Annotated in this window: 23 protein-coding genes; 10 read left to right on the top strand and 13 right to left on the bottom strand. The window is 40.7% G+C overall.

From position 1 onward, the window contains the following. Window positions 1–88 precede the first annotated feature (88 nt). The 5 genes from putP to E0H87_RS08190 form a co-directional block, all read right to left on the bottom strand. Entirely contained in the window at window positions 89–1,582 is a 1,494-nt protein-coding gene (gene putP, locus E0H87_RS08210; protein WP_131323135.1) for a sodium/proline symporter PutP, read from the bottom strand. Between the two features lie 204 nt (window positions 1,583–1,786). Then, window positions 1,787–2,641 (bottom strand): SPFH domain-containing protein, encoded by an 855-nt coding sequence (locus E0H87_RS08205; protein WP_131323134.1) that lies wholly within the window; start codon window positions 2,639–2,641, stop codon window positions 1,787–1,789. A 14-nt stretch (window positions 2,642–2,655) separates the two neighbouring features. Beyond that, window positions 2,656–3,129, bottom strand: a complete 474-nt coding sequence (locus E0H87_RS08200) for an NfeD family protein (RefSeq protein WP_131323133.1) — start codon at window positions 3,127–3,129, stop codon at window positions 2,656–2,658. A gap of 99 nt (window positions 3,130–3,228) precedes the next feature. Beyond that, window positions 3,229–4,155: a patatin-like phospholipase family protein gene (locus E0H87_RS08195; protein ID WP_131323132.1), complete on the bottom strand. Its 927-nt coding sequence runs from the start codon at window positions 4,153–4,155 to the stop codon at window positions 3,229–3,231. Between the two features lie 60 nt (window positions 4,156–4,215). Next, window positions 4,216–4,842 (bottom strand): 1-acyl-sn-glycerol-3-phosphate acyltransferase, encoded by a 627-nt coding sequence (locus E0H87_RS08190; protein WP_131323131.1) that lies wholly within the window; start codon window positions 4,840–4,842, stop codon window positions 4,216–4,218. Window positions 4,843–4,983: 141 nt separating this feature from the next. Between E0H87_RS08190 and E0H87_RS08185 the strand changes: the two genes are divergently transcribed. The 5 genes from E0H87_RS08185 to E0H87_RS08165 all read left to right on the top strand — a co-directional run bounded on the left by E0H87_RS08185 (window position 4,984) and on the right by E0H87_RS08165 (window position 11,350). Further along, window positions 4,984–6,231 (top strand): MFS transporter, encoded by a 1,248-nt coding sequence (locus E0H87_RS08185; RefSeq protein WP_131323130.1) that lies wholly within the window; start codon window positions 4,984–4,986, stop codon window positions 6,229–6,231. Between the two features lie 133 nt (window positions 6,232–6,364). After that, complete coding sequence (locus E0H87_RS08180; protein ID WP_131323129.1) at window positions 6,365–7,513, top strand: porin; 1,149 nt, start codon at window positions 6,365–6,367, stop codon at window positions 7,511–7,513. A gap of 126 nt (window positions 7,514–7,639) precedes the next feature. Beyond that, on the top strand, window positions 7,640–9,301 hold the full coding sequence (locus E0H87_RS08175) for a phosphoethanolamine transferase (RefSeq protein WP_131323128.1): 1,662 nt from the start codon (window positions 7,640–7,642) through the stop codon (window positions 9,299–9,301). A gap of 15 nt (window positions 9,302–9,316) precedes the next feature. Next, a complete protein-coding gene (locus tag E0H87_RS08170; protein ID WP_131323127.1) occupies window positions 9,317–9,994 on the top strand; it encodes a response regulator transcription factor in 678 nt (225 codons plus the stop codon). A gap of 24 nt (window positions 9,995–10,018) precedes the next feature. After that, window positions 10,019–11,350, top strand: a complete 1,332-nt coding sequence (locus E0H87_RS08165; RefSeq protein WP_131323323.1) for a sensor histidine kinase — start codon at window positions 10,019–10,021, stop codon at window positions 11,348–11,350. Between the two features lie 236 nt (window positions 11,351–11,586). On the opposite strand, the gene E0H87_RS08160 is transcribed toward E0H87_RS08165, so the two are convergent. Then, window positions 11,587–12,330 carry a phosphatase PAP2 family protein gene (locus E0H87_RS08160; protein ID WP_131323126.1) on the bottom strand — a complete coding sequence of 248 codons (744 nt, stop codon included), beginning with the start codon at window positions 12,328–12,330 and terminating at the stop codon, window positions 11,587–11,589. Window positions 12,331–12,518: 188 nt separating this feature from the next. On the opposite strand from E0H87_RS08160, the gene E0H87_RS08155 reads away from it, so the two are divergent. Next, on the top strand, window positions 12,519–13,214 hold the full coding sequence (locus E0H87_RS08155) for an HAD family hydrolase (RefSeq protein WP_131323125.1): 696 nt from the start codon (window positions 12,519–12,521) through the stop codon (window positions 13,212–13,214). Window positions 13,215–13,279: 65 nt separating this feature from the next. Here the strand turns inward: E0H87_RS08155 and E0H87_RS08150 are convergent, their stop codons facing one another. The 5 genes from E0H87_RS08150 to E0H87_RS08130 form a co-directional block, all read right to left on the bottom strand. After that, the gene (locus E0H87_RS08150; RefSeq protein ID WP_131323124.1) at window positions 13,280–14,467 is read right to left on the bottom strand and encodes an ammonium transporter; all 1,188 of its coding nucleotides are present in this window, start codon (window positions 14,465–14,467) and stop codon (window positions 13,280–13,282) included. A 410-nt stretch (window positions 14,468–14,877) separates the two neighbouring features. After that, window positions 14,878–15,603 (bottom strand): amino acid ABC transporter ATP-binding protein, encoded by a 726-nt coding sequence (locus E0H87_RS08145; RefSeq protein WP_171458361.1) that lies wholly within the window; start codon window positions 15,601–15,603, stop codon window positions 14,878–14,880. A 14-nt stretch (window positions 15,604–15,617) separates the two neighbouring features. Next, window positions 15,618–16,301: an ABC transporter permease subunit gene (locus E0H87_RS08140; RefSeq protein ID WP_131323122.1), complete on the bottom strand. Its 684-nt coding sequence runs from the start codon at window positions 16,299–16,301 to the stop codon at window positions 15,618–15,620. Beyond that, a complete protein-coding gene (locus E0H87_RS08135; protein ID WP_131323121.1) occupies window positions 16,301–17,044 on the bottom strand; it encodes an amino acid ABC transporter permease in 744 nt (247 codons plus the stop codon). The genes E0H87_RS08140 and E0H87_RS08135 overlap by 1 nt, the downstream gene beginning before the upstream one ends. Before the next feature lie 72 nt (window positions 17,045–17,116). After that, complete coding sequence (locus E0H87_RS08130; protein ID WP_131323120.1) at window positions 17,117–18,058, bottom strand: transporter substrate-binding domain-containing protein; 942 nt, start codon at window positions 18,056–18,058, stop codon at window positions 17,117–17,119. A gap of 641 nt (window positions 18,059–18,699) precedes the next feature. On the opposite strand from E0H87_RS08130, the gene E0H87_RS08125 reads away from it, so the two are divergent. Continuing rightward, window positions 18,700–19,722, top strand: coding sequence for a molecular chaperone DnaJ (locus E0H87_RS08125; RefSeq protein WP_131323322.1), 1,023 nt, complete (start codon window positions 18,700–18,702; stop codon window positions 19,720–19,722). Window positions 19,723–19,867: 145 nt separating this feature from the next. Further along, complete coding sequence (locus E0H87_RS08120; RefSeq protein WP_131323119.1) at window positions 19,868–20,236, top strand: endonuclease domain-containing protein; 369 nt, start codon at window positions 19,868–19,870, stop codon at window positions 20,234–20,236. A gap of 102 nt (window positions 20,237–20,338) precedes the next feature. On the opposite strand, the gene E0H87_RS08115 is transcribed toward E0H87_RS08120, so the two are convergent. Beyond that, entirely contained in the window at window positions 20,339–21,451 is a 1,113-nt protein-coding gene (locus tag E0H87_RS08115; protein WP_131323118.1) for a hypothetical protein, read from the bottom strand. A gap of 59 nt (window positions 21,452–21,510) precedes the next feature. Then, window positions 21,511–24,405: a valine--tRNA ligase gene (locus tag E0H87_RS08110; protein ID WP_131323117.1), complete on the bottom strand. Its 2,895-nt coding sequence runs from the start codon at window positions 24,403–24,405 to the stop codon at window positions 21,511–21,513. Window positions 24,406–24,586: 181 nt separating this feature from the next. Between E0H87_RS08110 and E0H87_RS08105 the strand changes: the two genes are divergently transcribed. Both E0H87_RS08105 and E0H87_RS08100 read left to right on the top strand, forming a co-directional pair. Next, on the top strand, window positions 24,587–25,249 hold the full coding sequence (locus E0H87_RS08105; RefSeq protein WP_131323116.1) for a hypothetical protein: 663 nt from the start codon (window positions 24,587–24,589) through the stop codon (window positions 25,247–25,249). A gap of 33 nt (window positions 25,250–25,282) precedes the next feature. Continuing rightward, the gene (locus tag E0H87_RS08100; RefSeq protein WP_131323115.1) at window positions 25,283–26,089 is read left to right on the top strand and encodes an SDR family NAD(P)-dependent oxidoreductase; all 807 of its coding nucleotides are present in this window, start codon (window positions 25,283–25,285) and stop codon (window positions 26,087–26,089) included. Window positions 26,090–26,093 lie beyond the last annotated feature (4 nt).

Genomic DNA, 26,093 nt, shown 5'->3' with positions numbered 1-26,093 from the left:
GATGGATGTATTTTCTAAGCTAAATATACCATCCATGATGAACAAGAAACTCTATATCACCCGTGGGTCATATAGAGTTTTTTTATGACTATGATTTTGATGCTTTGTAAAGTTTATCAGCTTCATCAAAACGATCAGTAATGTCTTGTTCAGGCGCTTTGCTGAATAGACTGACCATAATAATCGCGATTGTTGCACAGATGAAACCTGGAATAATTTCATAAATACCTGTTGCAGAAAAGGCATTCTTCCACACAATAACCATGACTGCGCCTGTAAGCATCCCTGCAAGCGCACCCGTGAGCGTCATACGTTTCCAGAATAAAGACAAGATAATCAGCGGACCAAATGCGGCACCAAAGCCAGCCCAAGCATAAGCAACCAGTCCTAATACTTTGGCATCAGGATTACCAGCCATCCAAATGGCGAGAACAGAGACCAATAACACCATAAGGCGACCAACCCAAACTAATTCTTTTTGCGAAGCATTTTTACGTAGAAATGCTTTGTAGAAGTCTTCAGTTAAGGTGCTAGAACATACCAATAATTGGCAGCTTAAAGTACTCATCACAGCCGCCAAAATTGCCGCAAGTACAATCCCCGCAATCCATGGATTAAACAGAACTTTGGTTAACTCCATGAATACGGTTTCAGGATTGGCACTGACAACAGCAGCGTATTCAGGATGTTGTTGGAAGTAGGCAATCCCGAAGAAGCCCGCGGCCACCGCACCGCCTAAACAGAAGGTCATCCATGCCATACCAATACGACGAGCATTTGGAATTGATTTCACCGAATCTGCTGCCATAAAGCGTACCAGAATGTGCGGTTGACCAAAGTAACCTAAACCCCAAGCCATTAATGAAATGATGGCTACTGTACTCAAGTCACCAAATAAATTCATTGCTTGAGGGCGAGCAGCTTCAAGAGCCATGGTCAGTTGTTGCGTATCAGAAAAGCTGAGTACAGCAACAATAGGTGTGAGTACGAGGGCAAAAATCATTAAGGTGGCTTGAATGGTATCTGTCCAGCTTACAGCAAGAAAACCACCAATAAATACATAGCTGATGGTTGCAATCGCGCTGACCCAAAGCGCAGTTGTATAAGACATACCAAACATGTTTTCGAATAATCGTGCACCAGCCACCATGCCAGAAGCACAATAAATCGCGAAGAAAATTAAAATCACGCAGGCAGAGACAATACGTAGGACTTTTTTATGGTCATTAAAACGATTGGAAAAATAGTCTGGGAGGGTTAGTGCGTTGTATTGCACTTCGGTATGCACACGTAAACGTCCTGCGACCAATAGCCAGTTAAGCCAAGCACCAATAATTAAACCAATACCAATCCACATTTCAGATAAACCTGATAAATAGATTGCACCAGGTAAACCCATGAGTAACCAACCACTCATGTCAGATGCACCCGCTGAAAGTGCAGTCACAAAACTTCCTAGACTACGACCACCCAAGATATAATCATCAAAATTGTTGGTCGCACGGTAAGCCATCAAGCCAATAAAAACTATGGCAATGATATAAAAGAAAAAAGTGATTAAGGTCGGATTCAGTGAACTCATACGCTTATCCTTGGGAGTTAAATCACAAACTGGAATTTCCGCTTTTTGTTAAAATAGTTACAAAAAGCAAACAATATCCTAAAAATAAGCGCGGGATTTAAACATAAATTCACAAAGTTTTCTGAGTTTTTTGTTCTAAAAAAAAGAATAGGCAGTCATAAACTGCCTATTTTGCTGAAATGCAAAGGGATATCATCTGTCGGATTAATTGTTACGACCCATGACACCGCGAATAGTATTTAAAACATCAGCAGGTAAAACTACTGTCTTGGCATTATTGGATTTCGCCATCTCTTGCATGGCTTTCACATACTGTTCACCTAATAAATAGGCAACAGGAATTTCTTTATCCCCCACGGCTGAACTGACCATTTCAATCGCACGTTGTGAGGCTTCTGCGAGTACCACTTGTGCTTCTGCATCACGACGTGAGGCTTCGAGTCGACCATCGGCTTCTAAAATGGCCGCTTGTTTTTCACCATCTGCCTTGGTTACGGTTGCACGACGTTGACGCTCAGCAGCAGCTTGAGCTTCCATCGCTGACTGCATGGTCTGAGAAGGTTGAATATCTTGAATCTCAACAGTTTTTAAAGTAATCCCCCAATCTGAAATGTCATCAGAAATGGCGGCTTTGAGTTTCGCTTTAATGTGGTCACGTGAAGAAAGTGCATCATCTAAATCCATTTCGCCTACGATAGAGCGAAGCGAGGTTTGCACCAAGTTTTGAATCGCCCATGTGTAGTTTTCAATCCCGTAGACTGCTTTTTCAGGCGTAGTTAAATTAATGTATGCCACCGCGTTCATGACCAATACGGCATTATCACGGGTAATCACTTCTTGAGAGGGAATATCTAAAACAATATCTTTGGTGGTGACTTTATAAGCCACTTCATCGACATATGGAATAACAAAGTTTAGACCAGGATTTAGTGTCGTATGGTATTTACCTAGACGTTGCACAATCCATTTGTAGCCTTGGGGAACAATACGCACCCCCTTAAAAATCGTGATGCCGACAAAAGCCAACAACGCAATAACAATAATAGATCCCGCTGACATAGTTTTACTCGCTTTTATTGATTGTCATGATTTGGACGATGTGGCTGTACCACAAGATCATTCCCCAGAATATCGACTACACGTACCCGATCACCAACATTCACACTCGAGAGAGTGCGGCAGTTCCATTCATCAGAGCCTAAAACTGGCATTGGAAATCTGACGCGGATTTGTTCATGTTCCATATTGACTTGAATGACCATTCCGATTTGACCAATGGTTGCTTCGCGTGAAAGCCCTGCTTTAGTTTTATCAATGGAGAGAGGTTTGATGAATCTAAACCACGCGATGGTGCAAAGGATGGACAGAATCATCCACAGCACCAATTGTGCTGTTGAGTCGAGGGCAGGAAAAATCCACAATAAAATACCCACCAAAATGGCGCTAATCCCAAACCACAACGCTGCGAAAGCAGGAAGGATCAATTCAGACAGCATTAATAAAACACCGAGGACAAACCAGTGCCACGGTTCAAAAACAAATTCCATACATCTACTCGTGTATTGTGTTAGTGAATAGTGCTTACAAAGGTATCATTATTCACTGTAACAGATGTCTAAGATGATGAATATTAAAAAAGTGTTTATTTAGAATTTTGCCTTCGGTGCAGGTTTAAATGCTGCGGGAGACTTCTTAAAGTTACTAATAGCCGTTTCAATCGCTTTAATTTTGAGTTGTGCTGCTTTTTCACCTTCAAGAATGGATTCATTGCTGGCTTTTAAATCTAAAGTTCCGACATGCCCAACTTTAGGTTGAATTACAATACTGGCTTGATTTAACTCTGTATTAATACTTTGTTGCCCCATAATATTAATGGTTTGATCCAGTAAACCCCACATATTCAGCGGTTTATTGCCAACGGGGCGGGCAGAAATATCGACTGCAATGACAATATCTGCACCCATGGCTTTTGCCGTAGTCACAGGAATCGGGCTAACCAAGCCACCATCAACATATTTACTCCCCCGAATAGTGGTAGGGACAAAGACATTTGGAATACTGCAGGATGCACGAACGGCTTGACCTGCATTACCTGAAATAAAGTCAGCTTTTTTGCCATTGTCTAAGCGAGTTGCAACCGCAGCAAAGCGTATCGGAAATTTTTCGATGGGCTGATTGCCGACATTTTTATTGACATAGTTCTGTAGTTTTTGCCCCAACACAATGCCTTGGCTGTTTAGGGTCAAGTCACGCAGATCGGACTCTTGTAATTGTAGTGCGAGCTGTTGCAGCTGATAAGGGCTTTTGCCACTGGCATAAATACTGCCAACAAAACTCCCTGCACTGGTACCAGTGACAATTTTGGGTTTAATGCCATGCGATTCGAGCACTTTAAGTACGCCAATATGTGCAAAACCCTTGGCACCACCACCACCGAGAGCAATTGCGATAACGGGTTCACGTGCCTTGATGGGAGTGGTTACAGGTGGTTTGGTTGCTGCTTTATCACAGCCCGCAAGGGTAAAACCGAGTAAGCCAATCAGGCCATATTGAAAAAAGCGTAGCTGAGACATTGCACTCTAAACAGGATGAAAATTGCGCATATCAGATCAAATTTTGACACATATTTCCAGTCACTTTTTGACGAGAGTTTGTAACGGTTTTGCCAGCCATTCAGGATTTTTTGCAGAGAATTGTCCTGCATAACAGGCTAAAATTTTCGGTAAATCTTGACTAAAGTCACCGCTTGGATAAAAGACACCTAAACAACGAATGGTTTTCTCTTCATAATCAAAGGCGAACATGACAATTGGAATATTCGCAGCGACTGCGATGTGGTAAAAACCACTCTTAATGTTAGTGGCATTTTTTCGTGTTCCTTCTGGCGCCATACCAATCCAAATTTGCTCTTTCGCTTGTATGATTTGGATAATTTGCTCAGTTAGCCCTTGTGGCGAAGTTCGATTAACAGGAATTACGCCAATCCATTTTAATAGTGGTTTCAGTGGGGTATTAAACAGCGTATGTTTGCCGAATACGGTAATTTGAATACCTAAACCCAATAGTGCAGTAAAGCCATGCCATGCATCGATATTGGAGGTATGGGGGGAAATAATCGCAACTGCTTTGGGTAAATCGGGAAATTCACCAGAAAAAGACCAGCCTTGTGCGAGAAAGAGCTGTCGGAAAAATCGCTTGCTCAATGCTGTGCCTCGTTTAGGAACGTGGGGCGGTAGCACAGGAAAATATGAAGCGGACATGAGCTTGTCATCCTGACAAATATTCTTGGTTTTTCTTGATATTACGCTTTCGAAATAATGGCTTCATTGGCAAAATGTGAGCTTCGATGTGCAAAAATGCTCACCGCAGTGCACCAAGAACCCATCGTAGGATTACGGCTTATGCCTATTGCACAAAATGTTTATTTATTGCTGTTCTCTCTATATTGGGCGCAGGGTTTGCCTGTGGGATTTATGACACATGCGCTGCCTGTCATTCTACGTGCAGAAGGGGTGTCATTGGCGCATATTGGTGGTTTTGGCTTATTAATGTTGCCATGGTCAATCAAAATCCTTTGGGCACCGTGGATAGACAGATTAGGTAGTCATCAGCGTGGGCATTATCGAAGTTGGATTATTCCGACACAATTGCTCACGGTCATTGTATTGATTGTGCTGTCATTTTTACCTATTCATACCTTGAATGAACCTCAATATTTATTCTTATTTTTTATTGTTTTACTGAGTTTGAACTTTGTAGGTGCGACGCAGGATATTGCAACAGATGGACTAGCCGTTCGTATTTTAAAATCTGAACAGCAACACTGGGGTAACACCTTTCAAGTGATAGGTTCTCGTTTGGGGTTTATTGTCGGTGGCGGTGCGATGCTCTGGATGTTAGATGGGTTTGAATGGCAGACGACGTTTTTGCTGTTGGCGGGATTGGTCTTACTGAATACATTGCCCGTATGGTTGTATCGGGAGTCTACACAAGTTCAGGTGATGCATCAGCCCTCAACTTCATGGCGACAGAAAAGCAAAGCGATTGCTCAATATTTAAAGTATTACCGCAGCAGTCCTGTGTTATGGCGGTGGTTTTGGGTGTTATTGACCTTTAAAGTGGCAGATGGATTAGCAGGGCCTCTGCTCAAACCTTTAATGGTCGATTTGGGTTTGAGCTTTAGTCAAATAGGTGTGTATGTGACCATATTGGGGGCAATAGCAGCCTTGTGTGGGGCGGGTGTAGCTGGAGTATTATTGAGAACAATGTGCCGCGCTCAAGCATTGTGGTTGTTTTCTTGGCTTAAAATTATGTCTTTAGCGGCTTATGCTTGGTTAGCTTATCAATATGAACAGCAACAGACGGTAGCGTCTATCGTGATTTATGCCATTAATGCTGCGGAAGATGCAGTTTCCGCTATGTTGCTGGTGATGATGTTAACCTTGATCATGCAATATAGTCGTACTGAGTATGCGGCTACAGATTTCACTTTTCAGGTTGCGGTTATGGCAACGGTAAGCGGAATTCTATACAGTGTCAGTGGCGTGGTTGGTGATGCTTTAGGCTATGCAAATTATCTATTTTTGATCGTTTTTATAGCAATTTTCTGCCTTGTTACAATTTTTCGATGGGTGGATTGTGAAAAATAATCTTACAATTCAGTTGTTTGGTTGTTATTAGCCTAAAGTATTAAAACATATATATAAATAAAAATTTAATCCTTTTGTAATATGTGACTGCAATGTAATATTTGTAACAAAATTAACACCAGGGAAATGATTAATGAAAACCAAAATTGCAGCAGCGATTGCTTTAAGTTTGTTAGCGGGTTCAACTTTTGCGGCACCAACGTTTTATGGTGAGATTGATGCGAGTGTGGACTATTTACCAGAAGACAATAAGTCAGGTACTCCAGATAAAGATGTCGTAGAAGTCAGTTCAAACAGTTCTTACCTTGGTGTAAAAGGTGATGAAAAATTAAATGACCGCTTAAGCGCTGTGTATTTGGCTGAATGGGCATTTAACGCAGATGGTGAAGGGACTGATTGGTCTGCACGTAACCGTTATGTAGGTTTAAAAGATGCCAAATTAGGGACTGTGAAAGTAGGTACGCATGATACTCCATTAAAACAGCTTTCTAGTGTTGTAGATACGTTTAACAACTATGTTGCAAATAAAGCAGACATCACCGGCATTATGACGGGTGAGACTCGTCTTGCAAATGTTGTAGTCTATGAAGCGCCAGCACTGACATTACCTACAGGTGCAATCAAATTTAATGCTTTACTTGCAACTGGTGAAGACAGTGGCATTGCAAAAGGCAATGGTGCTTCTAAAGCAGCGGGTCGTGGTTTAGGTGATACTTGGTCAGCATCTTTAGTCTATGACAGCTCAATGTTTGTGGCGGGTGTTGCATACGATAAAGCGGTTCCAACGACATTTGCAGGTCGTGGTATGACAAACGCAACTAATCCCGAAGTGGGTAGTGGTGTTACGGGTGCAAATACTGCATTTGCAGCAGCAAATACGTTACGTGCGATTGGTCGTTTAAATGTGCTCGACAACAGCTTGGCATTAAAAGCGCTGTATCAAACTTCTGAAGTAGAAGAGAAGCCAAACTCTGATACTGATGGAGCTACACAAATTGCACGTGCAGCAAACATTGATAAGTCAGATGGTTGGTTAGTGGGTGCGGAATATAACATTCCATCTGCAAAAGCGTGGACTATCAAAGCACAGTACAGTGCGAACTCGACCAGCTTTAAAGACAACTCAGATGACTACGATGCTGACCAAATTATGGCGGGCGTAGACTACGCTTTCAGCAAGCAAGTGAAGTTATATGGTTACGGTGGTTATTTAACACTTGAACGTGGTGATTTAGAAACTAAACAACCTGTAGTCGGTACAGGCTTAGAATTCAAATTCTAATTTTAATTAGAAAAACAATTCAAAAGGACGGTGCAAAAGCGGCGTCCTTTTTTTATTTTAAGTCAGGTTTAAGTTTTAATTTATATCTTAGCAAAGCTAGGATTTTTCTTTTTGATTGTGATGGTTATGTTACTACAGAAATTTAAAATAAAATCGATGTCTTTACTCACGTTTAACCTATTGCTGGCAATATGGTTAGCCGCTGTTTTAAATGTGCCATTTTATGAGCGAATGCAATCGCTTACCCCACATACAGGCATAAAGTCTAGTTTATTCATTGCTGCTTCAGTTGGTGTGTTGGTTGCTGCATATACATTCCTTTTTCAAATTTTGAACTGGAAATGGACAGCCAAACCGATTGCAATTGCATTGGTATTTATTGGGGGCTTTGCATCTTATGCGGTGAGCAGTTTGGGTGTTTTAATTACTCCAGATCAGATCCAGAATTTGATGCAGACAGATATTTCTGAAGCAAAGGATACATGGTCATGGCATTTAGTGGTGTGGACTTTGGGAATGACGGTTTTACCGATCATTGCCATTTTAATGGTTAAATTCAAACCAGAGCCTATTCTGCGTCAAATCGTGAAGAAAGGCATTGCTTCAGTTGTTTCTATTGCAATTGTTTGTAGTCTATTATTTGTATTTTACGTTGATTTTGCAGCCATTTTTCGTGGAAACCGAGATTTGAAAGGGATGATTTCGCCACAAAACATGATTGCATCGTTTATATCGTATTATAAAAAGAAAGCGCCAAAAGAAAATTTACCCTTAGTGACTTATGGGACTGATGCACATCGAGTTATTAATACCAGTAAGCCAACACAACCAAAATTAATGGTATTGGTGGTTGGTGAAACAGCACGTGCTGAGAGTTTTTCTTTGAATGGCTATACCAAAAATACCAATCCAGAATTGTCTAAGCAGAATGTGATTAGTTTTGCACAAGTTAGCTCTTGTGGTACAGCAACAGCAGTGTCAGTGCCATGTATGTTCTCTGGAATGCCGCGTAAGGATTATGATGAGCGATTGGCAAGTCACCGTGAAGGTTTACTCGATATTGCACAGCGTGCAGGCTATAAGGTGACGTGGATTGATAATAACTCAGGGTGTAAAGGTACTTGTGACCGTGTGCATAAGTTTGAAATTCCAGCACCATTAAAACAAAAATGGTGTGATGCTGAAGGTGAGTGTAAGGATGAGGTCTTAGTGGATAGCTTGAAGTCATATTTGGCGAGCATTCCAGCCGAAGATAAGACACCACAACTCATCGTGTTACATCAGATGGGAAGTCATGGTCCAGCTTATTACAAACGTTCTACGGAGCAGTTCCAACCCTTTAAGCCAATGTGTTCAACCAATGCCATTCAAGGTTGTAGCCGAGATGAATTGTTGAATAGTTATGACAACTCCATTGTGTATACAGATCATGTTTTAAATCAGGTCATTCAGACCATCAAAGATGTGCCAAATTATCAAACTGGATTCTGGTATTTATCCGATCATGGTGAGTCTACGGGTGAAAGCGGTATGTATTTGCATGGTGCACCATATGCAATTGCTCCAATTCAGCAAACTCATGTGCCAATGATCATGTGGTTCTCACCTGCATGGCAACAGCATAATGCAACTGAAGTCAGTTGTTTACAGCAGCAAAAACAAGCTCTTCGTAGTCAGGATAATTTATTCCCAACCTTATTGTCGATGCTTGAAATTAAAACCCAAGTGATTGATGATAAAAATGATATGTTAAAACAATGTGCAACCAATCCAGATGGAAAGGCATAAGCCGGGACAAGCAGAATGACCACAATCTTAATGATCGAAGATGACTTCATGATTGCAGAATCCAGCAAGACATTGTTGCAATTGCATGATTATCAAGTGGAATGGGTGAATAATGGCTTAGATGCGTTAAAGCTTCTACAGCAGCAAAGTTTTGATGTCGTGCTATTAGATTTAGGCTTGCCGATGATGGATGGTATGCAGGTGTTGGCAAAAATCCGTCAAAGTTTTCCGAGTTTACCCATTTTGATTATTTCTGCACGGGATCAGGTGCAGAATCGGGTAGATGGTTTGAATCAGGGCGCAGATGATTATCTGGTTAAGCCCTATGAGTTTGTGGAGCTTTTAGCACGCATTCAAGCCTTATTACGTCGCACTAACCACGAAGTACCAGCAAGTGAAACGTTGGTACTTCGTTATGGTGATCTTGTATTAGATGTAGAGCAACATATTGCTTTACTGAATGGATTGGAGTTGGAGCTTTCCAATCGTGAATGGGCAATTCTGGTGCCACTGGTCAGTTATCCGAATAAGATTTTTTCCAAAGCCAATTTAGAAGATAAGCTGTATGACTTCGATAGTGAAGTGAATAGCAACACTATTGAAGTGTATGTCCATCACTTGCGTGCAAAGTTGGGTAAGGATTTTATCCGCACAATTCGTGGTATGGGTTATCGTTTAGGCAAATTGGATTAGGGTTTTATGCAGCAACTGCACGCAATGTCAACACAAACATCTTTAAAGAAAAGATTACTGATCTTTGTTTCGGGGTTTAGTTTACTGTTAGGCTGCGTGTTAATTGCAACGGCATACTGGATTTCATTGGGTGAACTGGATGAAATTCTTGATGCTCAAATGCAGAACCTTGCGGAACGGATCGTCGCACATGATCCCGCGCCTATCAAAAGTCATTTTGATATTCATAAACGCTATCATGAAGAAGATTTGTTTATTGATGTCTGGAAAAAAAAGGAACAACCCCAACATCAGTTCAATTTGTTATTACATAATGTAGATCAGGCAGGTTTTTATGACCGCTCCACCACGCAAGGGGTGTGGCGTATGTATGTATTACCAACAGAACATTATCAAATTCAGGTCAGTCAGCCTCTTTCTGCAAGAAGTCATTTAGCGTTGGAGTTGGCAGCCAGTATGTTCGTGCCGTATCTCGTCATGATCCCGTTTATTTTATGGGGTTTAGGCTGGGTCATTTTACGAAGCTTAAGGCCAATGGATGAGTTTAGACAAGAAATTGCCCGCCGTGGTCTGGATGAACTTACGCCTATTAAGCTGAATCGCTATCCAGTGGAGTTAATACCCACGATTCAAGAGATGAATCATTTATTTGAACGCATTGAGTTGGCACAACAAGAACAGCGTCAGTTTATTGCAGATGCCGCACATGAGCTCAGAACACCCATTACCGCGCTGAATTTACAGATGCAAATTCTATTGCGTGAGTTTCCAGGAAACCTAGCATTAGAAAATTTAAGCCAAGGTTTAATTCGTATTCAGCATTTAATTAGCCAGTTACTCGATTTAGCCAAGCAAGATGCAAGTAGCCTACACACCATGCAACAACAGCCATTTTACTTAAACCAAGTGGCAGTAAACTGTGTGGAACAATTGATTCATGTGGCTTTGCATAAAGATATTGATTTGGGGATGGAGCACCAAGAGGAAGTATTGGTCAATGGTTTAGAATCTGCTGCACGCTCAATAATTTATAATCTGATTGATAATGCAATTAAATACACACCTAAAAATGGCGTGATTAATGTCTCGATTTTTTCTCAAGGAAATGAGGCCATTATTCAGGTTGAAGACAGTGGTCCCGGCATTGATCCTGCTTTACATGAACAGATTATGAAACGTTTTTATCGCATTCATCATCATTTAGAGATGGGAAGTGGTTTAGGTCTTTCGATTGTACAAAAGGCTGCCGAACATTTAGGTGGAAAAATCCAGTTTGGCAAGAGTCAAACTTTAGGAGGCTTATTTGTACAAGTACAGTTTCCTAAACAGGTGAAGTCAGATCAACCATCCCTCTAAGTTGAAACTAGCGGGGCGAGCATAAAAGTTCGCTCAAATCAGATTGAATAGATTTTTATTTTAAAAATATCCTGCGATAAATGAGACGATTCAAAGGTGAGGCTCTCATCAAATATGTAATCTAAGAACACAGAAATACAGGCTGAGGCTGACTTTAGCTCAGCTCATTTAATCGTTGAGACGCACCATCAATTTGGCAGTTGTTATCATCATTACAACTGCCGTTAGAGAAAGTTTTAAGCTGCTTCTTCAGTGTTTGCCGTTGCAGGCTGTTGAATAGAAGCAGAAGGTTGCGCTGACTCTACAGTTTGAGATGATGTCAATCGTTTATAAAATAATGGATAAAGTGCAACGTTACAGCACCAAATGACCCATGCTGTCCACAAATTGTGACTGAGGAAATGAGCACCACGCATCATTTGAGCCCAGCCCATACCAAAACCTAAAATCAAGCCTGCAATCAGATAAAAATAAGCACGTTTGGGTGCTGTTTGTCTAAAGGCAAAAAATCCTGTCATTAAGGCAAAACCTGTGGCGGCATGACCACCTGGGAAACAGTGACCATGACTGAGGTTGAAATTCCAGAGAAAGCCTGTTGCTGTGGCTTCTGTCATATTCCATGGGCATGCATGTCCCGATTGTGATTTCAGTATGCCAACAACACTGGTACTGAGGATGAGTAATCCAAATAGATAGGCATATTGCCAACGCTGCGCATGTAAACGTTTGATTTTAAAGCTGGCAAGCCAAAGAGCAAGAAAGCTCACATCACAGAGGATTAAAAGGTTTTTGACATATTTATGATTCAGTTTTTCCAAGAACCAGTCATAGCGCCATGGAAATTGACCATGTATACCCGTCCATGGCTGTATGAGCATAAGGTCGAGTTTTCCACCAACAGGGAACCAGAACTGTAAAAGAATAAAACAGCACAGCAGAATCAATCCTTGTTTTAAGCTAAAGCGTTGTAATTCAGGCATGGTTACACAAACGATATTTTAATTATTTTGATTTAACCAATATAAACTTAAATCGGACTTAATTGAAGCTTAAATACAGCGTGCTAAACCGATAGATTAAACAGTTTTAATGCGAAACTTAGCAGACAATGTGTAATGTAAAGCGGTATGAAAGTGTTAGATTAGAGAAAAAAGTCACTGAGATTGTTATGCCTATCCGTGCCGTATTATTTGATTTGGACAATACCTTAACCCATCGTGACCAAAGTATTCAGCAGTATAGTAAGTTTTTACTGCAACAGTTTCAGTCGGACTTATTCGCACCTGATTTGGAAAAAATACAGCAGATTATCCGTCGAATTGATAATGGCGGATATCCCAAAAAAGAACAACTGACTCATCCGAGCATTGGGGCATCGGTTGCATTTGCTTTATTGCAAGAGTTGGCTTGGAAAACTGAGATAGATTTTCAAGACTTAACCGATTTTTGGTTTCAGCATTTTGGGCAGTGTGCTGTGGCTATGCCAGGCGCATTGGAGCTGTTAGAACGCTTGAAACAACAAGATTACGCTTTAGCGGTGGTGTCGAATGGCGGACATGCAACACGCTTAAACATTTTGCAAGGTTTAGGCTTTACGGATTATTTTGATGAAATTATTAGTTCCGAACTGGTGGGAATGAGCAAACCTCATAAAGAAATCTTTTTACATGGTGCGGAAAGCTTAAAGGTACATCCTTCAGAATGTTTGTTTATTGGAGATCATCCTGTGAATGATATTCGAGGAGCTCAGCAAGCAGGGATGCAAGCCATCTGGTTGCAAGGTTTTCACCCTGAAGATGAAAGTTTAAAGGTTTCACGTATCCAGCAGTTACATGAGTTATATGCTTATTTAGAGCAACCATAAAATTTAAGTCATAAAAAAAGCGATTCCTGAGAATCGCTTCGCAACATGCGGAAATTGAAAAAGCTTTAAAACATACTGTCGTCAGAATTGGCTGAAATTTTGTGGATGGACAAATCGGCACCACGAAATTCATCTTCTTGTGATAAACGAATACCGATGCAGGCTTTTAAACCACCGTACACTGCAAATCCACCCGCAAGGGCAACCACAATCGCAAATAGAGTGCCAATGATTTGTGACATCATGGACACGCCACCAATACCACCTAACGATTGCTGACCGAAAATACCCACTGCAAGACCACCAAAAGCACCACAAATTCCGTGTAGAGGCCACACCCCCAATACATCATCCACTTTGAGTTTGTTTTGGGTGTAAGTAAAGAACTTCACAAAAATAATCCCAGCAATGGCACCAATCACAAGCGCACCAAAAGGATGCACAATGTCAGAGCCTGCACAGATGGCAACTAAGCCAGCAAGTGGCCCATTATGTAAGAAGCCGGGGTCATTTTTGCCGATCATGTTGGCTGTAATAGTTCCGCCCACCATAGCCATGAGTGAATTAATGGCAACCATGCCTGAAATCGCATCTAAACGTTGTGCACTCATGACGTTAAAGCCAAACCAGCCCACGATTAGAATCCAAGAACCTAAGGCAAGGAAAGGAATGGATGAAGGTGGGTGCGCACTGACGCGACCATCTTTTTTATAACGACCATGACGTGCACCCAGTAAAATCACCGCCGCTAAAGCAATCCATCCACCCATGGCATGTACAACTACCGACCCTGCAAAGTCATGGAATGGTGCACCAAAAGAGTGCTCTAACCATGCCTGAATGCCAAAATTACCATTCCACACAATGCCTTCGAAAAATGGATAGACCAAGGCGACTAAAAGCAGCGTAGCAAGGGCTTGGGAACGCATTTTGGCACGTTCCGCAATGCCACCAGAAATAATAGCAGGAATAGCCGCAGCAAAAGTCAGTAAAAAGAAGCAGCGCATCAGGTTATAACCATGATCTGCTGCTAAAGTTGCTCCCATGTGGAAGAAATGATGTCCATAGGCAATGTAGTAACCCACAAAAAAGTAAGCCATCGCGGACAGCGCAAAATCTGTTAGGATTTTACTTAAGGCATTCACCTGATTTTTATGTCGAACTGTTCCTAGTTCTAAAAATGCGAAACCGGCATGCATGGCCAGTACCAGCACTGCTCCTAGCAGTAAAAAAAGTAAATCGATATCTTGCATAGCTTGCTCGAAAAAAGTGCTAAATACGACTTTAGGTGCAAATTTGGGAAGAGAATTTGCACCAAAATAGTTTAGTAAATCTAAAAATTGGAGTTCAGCAACCAAACACTCCGTTCATGCATATAATTAAGCAAAAAATGCACCAATTCAGATAAAACCATGAATTATTCGGTGGAAAATAGTGCGTAACGACTTAAAAAAGTGCTCTATGTTGCAATTTAAAATCATGTGAAATTATGGTTTCTATTTAATTAAATTAAAAATCATAGATATAAATTGAATATTCGTTCAGAATTTTTTTTGTCATTTAAATTTGCTAAATCAGCAGATTGAAGTGAATTTTTATTGTTCTAGGATTCCTAACAAATTTCATCAAGAGGCTGAGTTCCTCTTGATGAATGTGCACGAAATTAATGCAAAATATTCTCTAAGAATTGTTGAGCCCGTTCGCTACGAGGTGTGGTAAAGAATTCATCTTTGGAGCAGTCCTCGACAATTTTGCCTTGATCCATAAAGATAATCCGATTCGCCACTTGGCGTGCAAAGCCCATTTCATGTGTAACACACATCATGGTCATGCCTTCTTTTGCCAGACCGACCATTACTTCGAGTACTTCATTAATCATTTCAGGGTCGAGTGCGGAAGTCGGCTCATCAAACAACATGGCAATGGGGTCCATACTCAAAGCACGCGCAATGGCGACACGTTGCTGTTGTCCACCAGACAGCTGTGCAGGGAATTTATCGGCTTGCGAACTTAATCCAACACGGTCTAGGTAAGCCAGTCCTTTTTTCTTCGCTTCATCAGCACTACGCCCTAAAACTTTGATTTGGCCGATGGTTAGATTTTCAGTCACACTTAAATGCGGAAATAATTCAAAGTGTTGGAATACCATACCTACACGGCTACGCAATTTATTTAGATCGGTTTTTGGGTCTGCAATTGGGATACCATCCACAAAAATTTGCCCTTTTTGAAAGGGTTCTAAACCATTGACGGTTTTAATGAGGGTCGATTTGCCTGAACCCGAAGGTCCACAAACCACCACGACTTCACCTTGGCAAATTTGCGTGGTGCAATCGGTCAGAACTTGAAACTGTTGATACCATTTACTGACATTTTGGAGATCAATCATTATTTTTGGGTCACTCATACTTTTAATCTCCTTTGAATTTTTTTCACAATAAATGTTGCCAACACACTGATGCTAAAGTAGACCAGACCTGCAAATAGAATGTACTGGGTCAATAATGACATCAGGTCGCCACGAACATAGTTGGTACGGAAAAAATCGAGCAGGCCAATTGCATACACCATGGTCGAATCTTGGAACAAGATAATGGTTTGCTGGAGTAGCAAGGGCGTCATTTTTCGAAAGGCTTGTGGCAGAATAATGAGACGCATGGATTGACCATAGCTCATTCCTAGGGCATAAGCTGCGGCGTTTTGTCCTTTGGGAATAGACTGAATACCTGCGCGGACAATTTCAGAAAAATAAGCCGCCTCAAACAGCATAAAGGCGACAATACTCGAAACCAAAGCGGTATCGATGGTCAAATAATTGCCTGTAATTGCGGTATAGAAAAATGGAACGGCAAAGTAAAACCACATCAGTACCAACAGCAGGGGAATAGAACGGAATAAATTGACATAGGTTTGCGCAATCAAATTCAATATCCGAATTGAAGACAGTCGCATCAAAGCCAGTAAAGTCCCAATAAAAATACCCCCCACGGTCGATATACAGACGACTTTTAGGGTAATGCTGAGGCCATGCCATAGGGCAGGTGCAGAGAGATGTAAATCTTGAAAAAATGCAGTGAGCCAGTCCATTATTTATCTCCTGCAATCGTGCCAGGAATACGCAAGCGTTTTTCCAGCAAAGTCATAAATTGAATTAAGCAGATGTTAATCACAATAAAAATAATGGTGACGTAGGTATAAATCTCGATGGTATTTTGCGTGTACTCACTGATCGTTTTCATCTGTGAAATAATTTCAGCCACACCGACCAGTGACGCGACCGAGGTGTTTTTTACACAGTTGGTCAGTTCTGAGCTGAGTGGAGGTAAAATGGTACGGAAAGACTGGGGCAAAATAATGTAACGGTATAATTGTGCAGTACTGAACCCCATGGCATAGCCTGCATTAATTTGCCCAATGGGCAAGGCTTCAATCCCTGTACGGACTTGTTCACCGACCCGTGCAGCAGTAAACAGCCCTAAGCCAATACTGGCAGAAATGAGGGCACTAGTATTGGCACTTAAATCATTGATCCACCAATCTTTCAGTCCCGCAGGTAAAAAATTGGGCACCACATAAAACCAAATAAACAGTTGTATTAATAAAGGGACATTACGAAAAATAGTCACATAAGCTGTGCCAATTGCACGTGCAGTTTTATTGGGAAGCGTACGCATTATGCCAAGTAAACTACCCAAGACAAATGCGATAGACCATGCCACGATGGCAATAAACAATAACCAACCTAAGCCTGTTAAAATCCAGTTGAAATAGCTACTGTCACCGACACCGGTAGATTGAAATAGTACGCCCCAGTTCCAGCTATAGTTCATAGGAGCTCCATATTCTTAATCAGGTAGGCGAAAGCACTACCTGAGAATCATTGAGAGAATAATCAGCGTAAATTACTGATCACGGTCATGTGGTGATGCAATCAGGGCTTTTAATTGTTCTGACATTGCAAAGTTCAGGTTGATATTTTTAGGTGGAATAGGTTGTTCGAACCATTTTTTATACATGTTATTAATTTCACCTGAGCTATAGACTGCTTTAATTGCATCATCTACCACTTGTTTAAATTCAGGGTCGCCTTTTCTGAGCATACAGCCATAAATTTCATGAATAGGTGCAGTGCCTACAATCACCCATTGATTTGGGTCTTTGGCTTTCGATTTTTCCCCCGCAAGTAAAATATCATCCATCATAAATGCCGCAGCACGACCATTTTGTAGCATTAAGAAAGATTCGGCATGGTCTTTGGCAGAAATAACTTCACCAATCCCCAGTTCTTTTTCATGTTGGCGAATATAACGTTCTGAAGTGGTTCCTGCGGTGGTGACCAATTTTTTGCCTTTTAAGTCGGCAAAGTCTTTAACCCCAGAGTCTTTGGCGGTGAGTAAACGCGAACCCACTTCAAAATATCCCACAGAAAAATCGACTTGTTGTTGGCGTTCTTTGTTGTTGGTGGTCGAGCCACATTCTAAGTCGACTGTACCATTAGAGACCAATGGAATACGGTTTTGACTGGTGACCAAGTTATAGCGAATTTTTAAATCAGGCATATTTAGTTTTTGTTTGACTGCATCTACAACTTTAAGTTGTAAATCATGTGCATAGCCTACAGGTTGATTCGGATTGTCGGCAATATAGGAAAATGGAATGGAAGAGTCACGATAGCCCAATACAATAGTACCTGACTGTTTAATTTTTTGTAGCGTTCCCGATGCGGAACTTTCTTTGCCCGCAGAATCATTACTACTTGGTGTCTTATCGCCACTACAGGCGCTTAAACCGAATACCAACGTACTGGCACAGAGCAGGGAAGTCAGGGGCCGTTTTAATAACATAAGTAAAACTCCTTGTGTTTTGTTCTCATCATTCACTTTATTTATTGACTGAATATCCATCAGTTTATTTGTTTTTGCATTATTGGCTGCTTGTTTAACAAACAGGTTTAACTTCATCTTAGCGCGAGTTTTAGTCAGTTGCGCAGGTCAGATTGTTGATGCTTTGTTAACGATAAATCTTTAAGTTTTAAACAGATTTAAAGCCAATAAATAAAATTTAGAGTGAACAAAGCAGAATCTATGCCTGAATAGAATTACATAATTTAATAAAATACTGTGTTTAATAAAAATAAACAATTCGTTGTCAGAATATTCCAAATTGATAAATCGATAGTAAGTTTTTAATTTGAATATAACCAAATGATTTTAAAATTATTTTTTAAATTTTAGGGTTGCTTATATACATACCAATATATACCTCACCATCCACTTTAAAAAGATAAGAAAAGTGCGAAAGCATCGATTTAACTATGCTGTTTAAAGCCCATTATTTGTATGTCGCACCATGCAGGGCACTGTGATTGTGCATTTATTTCTGTTGATATGAATCAAAGATTTAGATTGGGCTATATCGGGCATGAACATTCAATCATCGGGGTAATCTTGTTATAGTGCTTTTATTTTGCAGCGTGTGAATGAGTATGTCCTTTGATCTCAAAATCAGCTTACAGCACAGGGCTGAACAGTCTCCACAGCAGAAAAAATTAAATCGTTTAATTGACCAGATTGAACAACAAAAACAAGAACTGGCAACATGGAAAAATGCGCAAGCCGATATTCAAAATTATACGCGCAGTAAGCTTTTACCTGTGTATAGCGAGTTACACACGGTTTTATTTGCACAGCTCGATAGCTTGTGGAATCACTTAGCCAGTGATGCTTTTAGCAAAGCAGATTTGGTGCAGATTGACACCCAAATAGCCGCTTTAGCCAAGATGTTGAAAAAATCTCAGAGGCTAACTTCCGCGCAACAAGAGCAGGTAGATAAAATTGATACTTTCTATATGCAGCATGCAGAGCATCTACACGCGAAGAAAGCCAAAGCAAACTCAATACAAAATCATGACCACGCTGAAACGGTAGAACAAAACGTAGATGTAGACTGGGAAAATTATGAATATGATTCTGCCCAGTATGAAGCAGAGCGAGAACGTGCCAAGCAGTTAAAACAACAAGAAAAACGTGAGCAAGCAGCCAAAATGGCAGCGCAGTCGCTGAAAACCGTGTATTTAAAAATTACCGCGATGATTCACCCTGACCGTGAACCTGATGAAGTGAAGAAATTAGAAAAAACTGAACTTTTGCAGAAGGTCAATGAAGCTTATGCAGCGCAGGATTTATTTTACTTACTGAAACTTCAGTTACAGCTAGAAACCAATAAAGGCTTAAGCTCAAAAGCTTTAAGCTCTGAGCAAGTCAAGTTTTACCAGTTGTCTTTGGAAGCGCAAAGTCAGAATTTGCAAAGTCAGTTAGAGGAGATCTTTGCGTCTTTTCACTTGAGCAGTCATATCAACACTAAAAAGCTCAAAATGAGTGATGTGTATAAGGTGATAGATAAGGATACTGCTGAGTTAAAACAGCAGGTGAAGTGGGAAAAAGAACGTTTAAAGCATATGAAAAAGGTGAGTGGGGTAGAGATGTTATTGGGGCATGGGGTATTGTAAGTTTTTAAAAGAACCTCTCCCTAACCCTCTCCTGAAAGGAGAGGGAACTCCATTGAGAAGTTCACATAGGCATGAAATCAAATGATTGCTCCCTCTCCCTATGGGAGAGGGCTGGGGTGAGGGTAATTAAAATGGAAAATAAAAAATGAAACTAGACCCACAATTATTAGAATTCGCTAAAACTATGCGAAGCAATGCTACAGATGCAGAACACCTCATGTGGCAACTACTTCGTGCTAAACGATTTATGAATCTTAAATTTCGCAGACAGTATGTGATTGCACCCTATATTGTAGATTTTTACTGTCATGAGTTGGGTTTGGTGATTGAGCTAGATGGTAGTCAGCATGGCACAGACGATGCGATTGAATATGATGCTGAAAGGACAAGGTTTTTAGAGGCTTTGGATTTGAGAGTGGTGAGGTATTGGAATCATGACGTGTTGAATCGGACGGATGTGGTGTTGGAGGATTTGTGGATGAGATGTTCTGAACTAAAACAGACCTCTCCCTAACCCTCTCCTAAAAGGAGAGGGAACATCCATTGTTAAATTCATGCGTAATCTTTAGGTCAGATGATGCTCCCTCTCCCTATGTGATAGGGGGATGAGGAAAAATTATTCAAGATTAAATGATGAATCTAAACCTATTAATGTGTGGTCATTAATAAAAATCTGTAGCTCACCAGATTTTTCATTTTTAATAATGTTATATATATCGTCAACTGAACTGATATAGTCATCACATGGATTATAGTTTCGCCCAATATAAGTCACCAATAGGGACTCTGATAGATAAACAGTTTCTTCAAGAAAGCAGTTATATGCATCTTCAAAAATTTTATGGATTGCTAATTTGATGCTTTCCTCATCAGATAAAGGGATGGTCGATGAAACTTGCATAATACCTTGTGTATAACGTTTACCTGATACTTTACACAATATTTTTTCTAATTTTCTAAAAATAAATGGTCTATTAAAATCTTCATTAATCATAATAGAAAAAATTATATCTTTTATAAAAAATTTAAAAATGCAATCAAAAGGCATTAGTGAAGTATGTCTTAAAAACTTAAAATTCTCTAAGTTTTTTTGATCAATTAGATAGCTATTAGCTTTATTCTTAAAATTTTTAAGCTCTTTGTCTATTGTCACATCAATGATGTTTTCATATTTATTTTTAAATACAGATAAACGGTTTTCAATATAACTATCAACTCTTTTTTTCTTGAATCTGGGTTCAAACTTAATTTCATTAAAGATCTTATATAAAAACAAAAAAATTATAATCCATAGCTCATTAGCAATAGTCTCTAAATCGGGAAAAAGAGGTGTTTTCGGTAAAATTAAATATTTATAAGCTAAATATGTAGCTGCTATTGCAATAGAGGCATATCCAATTTGTGCATACCAATTTATTAACTTAGTGCGATTATGTGCTAAGTTCCAAAGTGCTCGAAATACAAAACTGTAGGCTACTAGCAAGTAGATATTGGTCACTAAATAGTCCCATTTGAAGTAAAAAAGTACTGAGGAAACAAGAATAGTAAAAACTACGGGTGTGAGTATTCTAAGAATGAAATTAAACCCTACTAGTTCATCACTATGAATATCAAATTTAATTTCTGCATACCCAAATCCTTTTGAATATTTACCTATAAAGTTCACTGTAAAGAATAAAAGTATTCCTAATAAAAATAAAAAAATATGATGTCCAATTATTGGATACATAAAAAATCCCCTTCAAAGTTGAAGAGGATTTTAGATTGAATAGTAGTCAGATTACAGTATCAAAGCGCTGCAATTTGCTCCATATTCGCTTTAATCTTCACTAACTGGTCAGCAAATTCAGCAAGTTTCACTTTTTCACCTTCAACCACAGCCGCAGGTGCTTTCGCTACAAAACCTTCATTGCCTAGTTTAGTCGCAATTTGATTATGTTGCTTTTGAACCTTGTCTAAGTCTTTCTGTAGACGACCTAATTCCGCTTTTGGGTCAATTAAGCCCTTCATTGGAACAAAGACGGACGCATGGCCTACAACAGAAGAAGAAGACAATGGCGGTTGCTCACCGTCAGCCAAGAACGTAATGCTTTCTACTTTCGCCAAAGCTTTAAACAACGTTTCAATACGCGTGATTTGAGCTTTCTCAGCTTCCGTCGTGTTTTGTAGAAGAACTGGTAATAAACGTGCATTACCCAAGCCCATTTCACCACGGATGTTACGTACTGCACCAATCAAACCTTGAAGCCATTGCATATCCGCTTCAGCCTGTTCGTTTACACGCTCAGGGTTGGCAACAGGGTATTGCGCCAACATAATAGTTTCGCCAGAAATACCGAGTTTCGGTGCAAGTGTCTGCCAAATTTCTTCAGTCAAATACGGCATAAGCGGATGTGCAAGACGTAAAGATGCTTCCATTACAGCAAGGAGTACACGACGAACTTCAGCTTTACGCTCAACCGATACGTTTTCATCATTCAGAACAGGTTTTGTCAGTTCGACATACCAGTCACAGTATTCATTCCAAATGAACTCGTAAATCGCTTGTGCAGCCAAGTCTAAACGATAAGTTGCAAAGGCTTGTTGTACCGCAGCTTCTGCTTTTTGTAGACGGCTTACGATCCACTGTTCAGGCAATTCCCAAAGGTCTTGACGAACTTCGCTACCAATTTCTTGATTTTCACAGTTCATCATCACGAAACGGGTTGCGTTCCAGATTTTGTTGGCAAAGTTACGGTAACCTTCAACACGTTTCATATCGAACTTAATGTCACGACCGGTGTTGGCAAGTGCACAGAAGGTGAAACGAACTGCGTCCGTACCATAGGCTTGAATGCCTTCTGGGAACTCTTTACGGGTTGATTTCTCAATCTTCGCCGCTTGTTTCGGGTTCATTAGACCTGTAGTACGTTTCTGTACCAAAGTCTCAAGGTCTACACCGTCAATGAGGTCTAAAGGATCAAGCACGTTGCCCTTAGACTTCGACATTTTTTGACCTTCGCCATCACGAACTAAACCGTGTACATAGACCGTTTTAAACGGAACTTGTGGCGTACCATCTTCATTTTTCATGAAGTGCATCGTAAACATAATCATACGAGCAACCCAGAAGAAGATGATGTCAAAACCAGTCACTAACACATCAGTTGGGTGGAAAGTATTGAGGAAATAGTTTTCCGCATCTTTCTTGGCATCGCCAGTCCAACCAAGGGTTGAGAAAGTCCAAAGTGCAGAAGAGAACCAAGTATCCAGTACGTCTTCGTCTTGGCTAAGCGCAACATCAGCAGGGATGTTGTTTTTGGCACGCACTTCAGCTTCGTCACGACCCACATAGATGTTACCTTCGGCATCGTACCAAGCGGGAATACGGTGACCCCACCAAAGTTGTCGAGAGATACACCAGTCTTGGATGTTGTTCATCCACGCCATGTACATGTTGCTGTACTGTTCAGGAACAAACTTGATGCGTCCATCTTGAACCGCTTCAATGGCAGGTTGCGCCAATGGTTCAATTTTCACATACCATTGATCCGTCAATAATGGCTCAACGATCACACCTGAACGGTCACCGCGAGGTGGTTTAAGTGTGTACGGTTGAATTTGATCTAACCAACCTTCAGCCTCTGCTTGTTCAACCAGCTTTTTACGTGCTTCAAAACGCTCTAAACCAATATAGTCCGCAGGTGCAGCAATGGTTTTAGAAATTTGTTCGCCCGCTTTCGCGATGTATTCAAACTCAGCCAACACTTCTGCATTTTTATTGAAGATGTTGATGATTGGGAGTTCACAACGCTTACCGACTTCATAGTCGTTAAAGTCGTGCGCAGGAGTGATTTTCACACAGCCTGTACCGAATTCTTTATCGACATATTCATCTTTAACGATTGGAACAGCACGGCCTGTAATTGGCAGAATGATGTTCTGACCAACGAGGTGCGTATAGCGCTCATCATCTAGTGCAACAGCAACAGCAGTATCGCCCAGTAATGTTTCAGGACGTGTGGTTGCTACAACAATGTGGTCTTTGCCGTCATGGGTACGTAGGTTTTTATCTTCAAAGAAGTATTTGAAGTGCCACAATGAACCTGCTTCTTCTTTATCCGACTCAACTTCGAGGTCAGAAAGCGCAGTTTGTAGTTTTGGATCCCAGTTCACCAGACGTTTGCCACGGTAGATCAAGCCGTCTTCGTGCAGTTTAACGAACACTTCTTTCACGGCATTGGATAAACCTTCATCCATGGTAAAGCGTTCACGCGACCAATCTACCGATGAACCTAAACGACGGATTTGACGGGTAATGGTGTTGCCTGATTGCTCTTTCCATTCCCAAATTTTTTCAATGAATTTTTCACGGCCGAGGTCATGACGGCTCACACCTTGAGCACCCAACTGACGCTCAACCACCATTTGTGTGGCAATCCCTGCATGGTCTGTACCCGGTTGCCATAAGGTGTTTTTGCCTGACATACGGTTGTAGCGTGTTAAGGCATCCATAATGGCATTGTTAAAACCATGACCCATATGCAAACTGCCAGTGACGTTTGGTGGCGGAATCATGATACAAAATGACTCACCTTTTTCAGAGGGCTTGAAATAGCCACGTTCTTCCCAAGTTTGGTACCATTTTTTCTCGATCTCAGTCGGATCGTAAGTCGTAGCAATGTTTTGCGCAGAATCAGTCATAGTCAGAATAGATAAAAAGTGAATAAAAAATTGCACCTAGTGTAGCAAAAAATAACGGCTTTGGGATGTTCGTCAAATGCTTTGTTTCTGCAATTGTCATAGCAAGTGAGAGGTTTTATGATGAAGTCTGTATATCGACTGCGCATAAGATCCTAGGACTTGATAAAAAGGAAAAAATAGAATGAGTTATGTTATTTCACTTAAGTTGAAATCAGAAACCCATCAACGTTTTCAGGATATTCATCAACAACTCAATCAAGGCCAAACCGAGAGTTTGGCTAAAGCATTAGGTGAGGTGCTGGCAGATATTTCCTATGAAGTGATTGATCAAGTTTTTGGTGAGATCACCCGCATTTCGCATTCGGGAGACAACGAATCTGCCAAAGTGATTCAGCATATTATGGAAACCACACGTAAATATATGCCGTGGTCGGTGTCACTTTTTGGCAATGAACGTTTGCTGCCAATGGTGAATTATCTGCATGAACTGATGTATCAAAAAGAGGGTGAATTTTATTTGTCCTATCCAGTTGATTCTGAAAATGTGAAGGAACTGCTTCATTCTGCCGAAGAAATGCAACAAGGTAATAATGCCGCAGTGATTCCTGCTTTACAGGCATTTACTCAAATTGTGGATCAGGGGGTGACGCATTTAATTCGGATTCCGAAAAAAATGCTGAAATTTAATCTGGTGGTGGATAAAACCTTAAACGGGGTTATTCATGTCACGACACAAATGGGCTATAAGCGTTTTGATAAATTGGGCACGCAATATGATGCGAAAACCATGAGTCATTATTTCAATCATTTTCTTGTTTTTTTAGGAAATTCAACCAACAATTAGGCAATTGCCGTAATCGAATCAGGGTAGACAACAATGGCCAAGCTAGACAGTTTAGAAAATAAAGTGGTATGGATTACTGGAGCATCTTCAGGTTTAGGTAAAGCCTTGGCGCAGGAATGTGCATTACAAGGCGCACATGTGGTGCTGACTGCCCGTCGCATTGATGAATTGGAAAAGGTACGTGTTGGATTGTTAAATCCAGATTTACATCTTTCAATTTGTGCAGATATTACCAATGAAGCTCAAGTCTTACATGCATATGAACAAGTCTTGGCGGTCAAAGGACGTATTGACTGGTTGATCAATAATGCGGGTTTAAGTCAGCGTGCCCTGATTACTGAAACCACCATGCAAACTGAACGCACCATTATGGAAGTGGATTATTTCTCGCAGGTATTTTTGACCAAGACGGTATTGCCGACTTTCTTAAAGCAAAAGTCTGGTCGAGTGGTATTTGTTTCGAGTATTGCAGGATTATTAGGTACGCAATATCGTGCGTCGTATTCTGCGGCAAAAGCGGCAATTCACATGTGGGCCAATAGTTTAAGAGCAGAAGTGGCAGAGGATGGGGTAGATGTTTCGGTAGTTTTTCCTGGTTTTGTAAAAACTAATGTATCGATTAATGCTTTAAATGGAGCGGGTCAGGCACAAGGTTTTGATAATGAAGCAACCGCCAATGGTCTAGAAGCAGATGAATTTGCACAATACTCGGTCAAAGCATTGATGCAAGGCGATGAATATATTGTGATTGGTGGGCGTAAAGAAAAATTAGGCGTGCTGGTTTCACGTTTATCGCCAAGCGCACTGTATCGTATGATTCGTAAAGCGAAAGTAAAGTAAATTG

This window comes from Acinetobacter sp. ANC 4178, assembly GCF_004331175.1.
Classification (GTDB): Bacteria; Pseudomonadota; Gammaproteobacteria; order Pseudomonadales; family Moraxellaceae; genus Acinetobacter.
The sequence above is the reverse complement of the archived record's forward strand: the minus strand, read 5'-3'. Positions and strand labels throughout refer to the sequence as shown.

Excerpts from the sequence above, each read along its gene's own strand:
- E0H87_RS08125 (WP_131323322.1), top strand. The coding sequence starts at position 18,700 with ATGTCCTTTGATCTCAAAATCAGCTTACAGCACAGGGCTGAACAGTCT.
- E0H87_RS08165 (WP_131323323.1), top strand. The coding sequence starts at position 10,019 with ATGTCAACACAAACATCTTTAAAGAAAAGATTACTGATCTTTGTTTCG.
- E0H87_RS08130 (WP_131323120.1), bottom strand. The coding sequence starts at position 18,058 with ATGTTATTAAAACGGCCCCTGACTTCCCTGCTCTGTGCCAGTACGTTG.
- E0H87_RS08145 (WP_171458361.1), bottom strand. The coding sequence starts at position 15,603 with ATGATTGATCTCCAAAATGTCAGTAAATGGTATCAACAGTTTCAAGTT.
- E0H87_RS08170 (WP_131323127.1), top strand. The coding sequence starts at position 9,317 with ATGACCACAATCTTAATGATCGAAGATGACTTCATGATTGCAGAATCC.
- E0H87_RS08115 (WP_131323118.1), bottom strand. The coding sequence starts at position 21,451 with ATGTATCCAATAATTGGACATCATATTTTTTTATTTTTATTAGGAATA.
- E0H87_RS08180 (WP_131323129.1), top strand. The coding sequence starts at position 6,365 with ATGAAAACCAAAATTGCAGCAGCGATTGCTTTAAGTTTGTTAGCGGGT.
- E0H87_RS08160 (WP_131323126.1), bottom strand. The coding sequence starts at position 12,330 with ATGCCTGAATTACAACGCTTTAGCTTAAAACAAGGATTGATTCTGCTG.
- E0H87_RS08185 (WP_131323130.1), top strand. The coding sequence starts at position 4,984 with ATGCCTATTGCACAAAATGTTTATTTATTGCTGTTCTCTCTATATTGG.
- E0H87_RS08155 (WP_131323125.1), top strand. The coding sequence starts at position 12,519 with ATGCCTATCCGTGCCGTATTATTTGATTTGGACAATACCTTAACCCAT.
- E0H87_RS08120 (WP_131323119.1), top strand. The coding sequence starts at position 19,868 with ATGAAACTAGACCCACAATTATTAGAATTCGCTAAAACTATGCGAAGC.
- E0H87_RS08140 (WP_131323122.1), bottom strand. The coding sequence starts at position 16,301 with ATGGACTGGCTCACTGCATTTTTTCAAGATTTACATCTCTCTGCACCT.
- E0H87_RS08195 (WP_131323132.1), bottom strand. The coding sequence starts at position 4,155 with ATGTCTCAGCTACGCTTTTTTCAATATGGCCTGATTGGCTTACTCGGT.
- E0H87_RS08205 (WP_131323134.1), bottom strand. The coding sequence starts at position 2,641 with ATGTCAGCGGGATCTATTATTGTTATTGCGTTGTTGGCTTTTGTCGGC.
- E0H87_RS08150 (WP_131323124.1), bottom strand. The coding sequence starts at position 14,467 with ATGCAAGATATCGATTTACTTTTTTTACTGCTAGGAGCAGTGCTGGTA.
- E0H87_RS08100 (WP_131323115.1), top strand. The coding sequence starts at position 25,283 with ATGGCCAAGCTAGACAGTTTAGAAAATAAAGTGGTATGGATTACTGGA.
- E0H87_RS08200 (WP_131323133.1), bottom strand. The coding sequence starts at position 3,129 with ATGGAATTTGTTTTTGAACCGTGGCACTGGTTTGTCCTCGGTGTTTTA.
- E0H87_RS08190 (WP_131323131.1), bottom strand. The coding sequence starts at position 4,842 with ATGTCCGCTTCATATTTTCCTGTGCTACCGCCCCACGTTCCTAAACGA.
- E0H87_RS08175 (WP_131323128.1), top strand. The coding sequence starts at position 7,640 with ATGTTACTACAGAAATTTAAAATAAAATCGATGTCTTTACTCACGTTT.
- E0H87_RS08110 (WP_131323117.1), bottom strand. The coding sequence starts at position 24,405 with ATGACTGATTCTGCGCAAAACATTGCTACGACTTACGATCCGACTGAG.
- E0H87_RS08105 (WP_131323116.1), top strand. The coding sequence starts at position 24,587 with ATGAGTTATGTTATTTCACTTAAGTTGAAATCAGAAACCCATCAACGT.
- E0H87_RS08135 (WP_131323121.1), bottom strand. The coding sequence starts at position 17,044 with ATGAACTATAGCTGGAACTGGGGCGTACTATTTCAATCTACCGGTGTC.
- putP (WP_131323135.1), bottom strand. The coding sequence starts at position 1,582 with ATGAGTTCACTGAATCCGACCTTAATCACTTTTTTCTTTTATATCATT.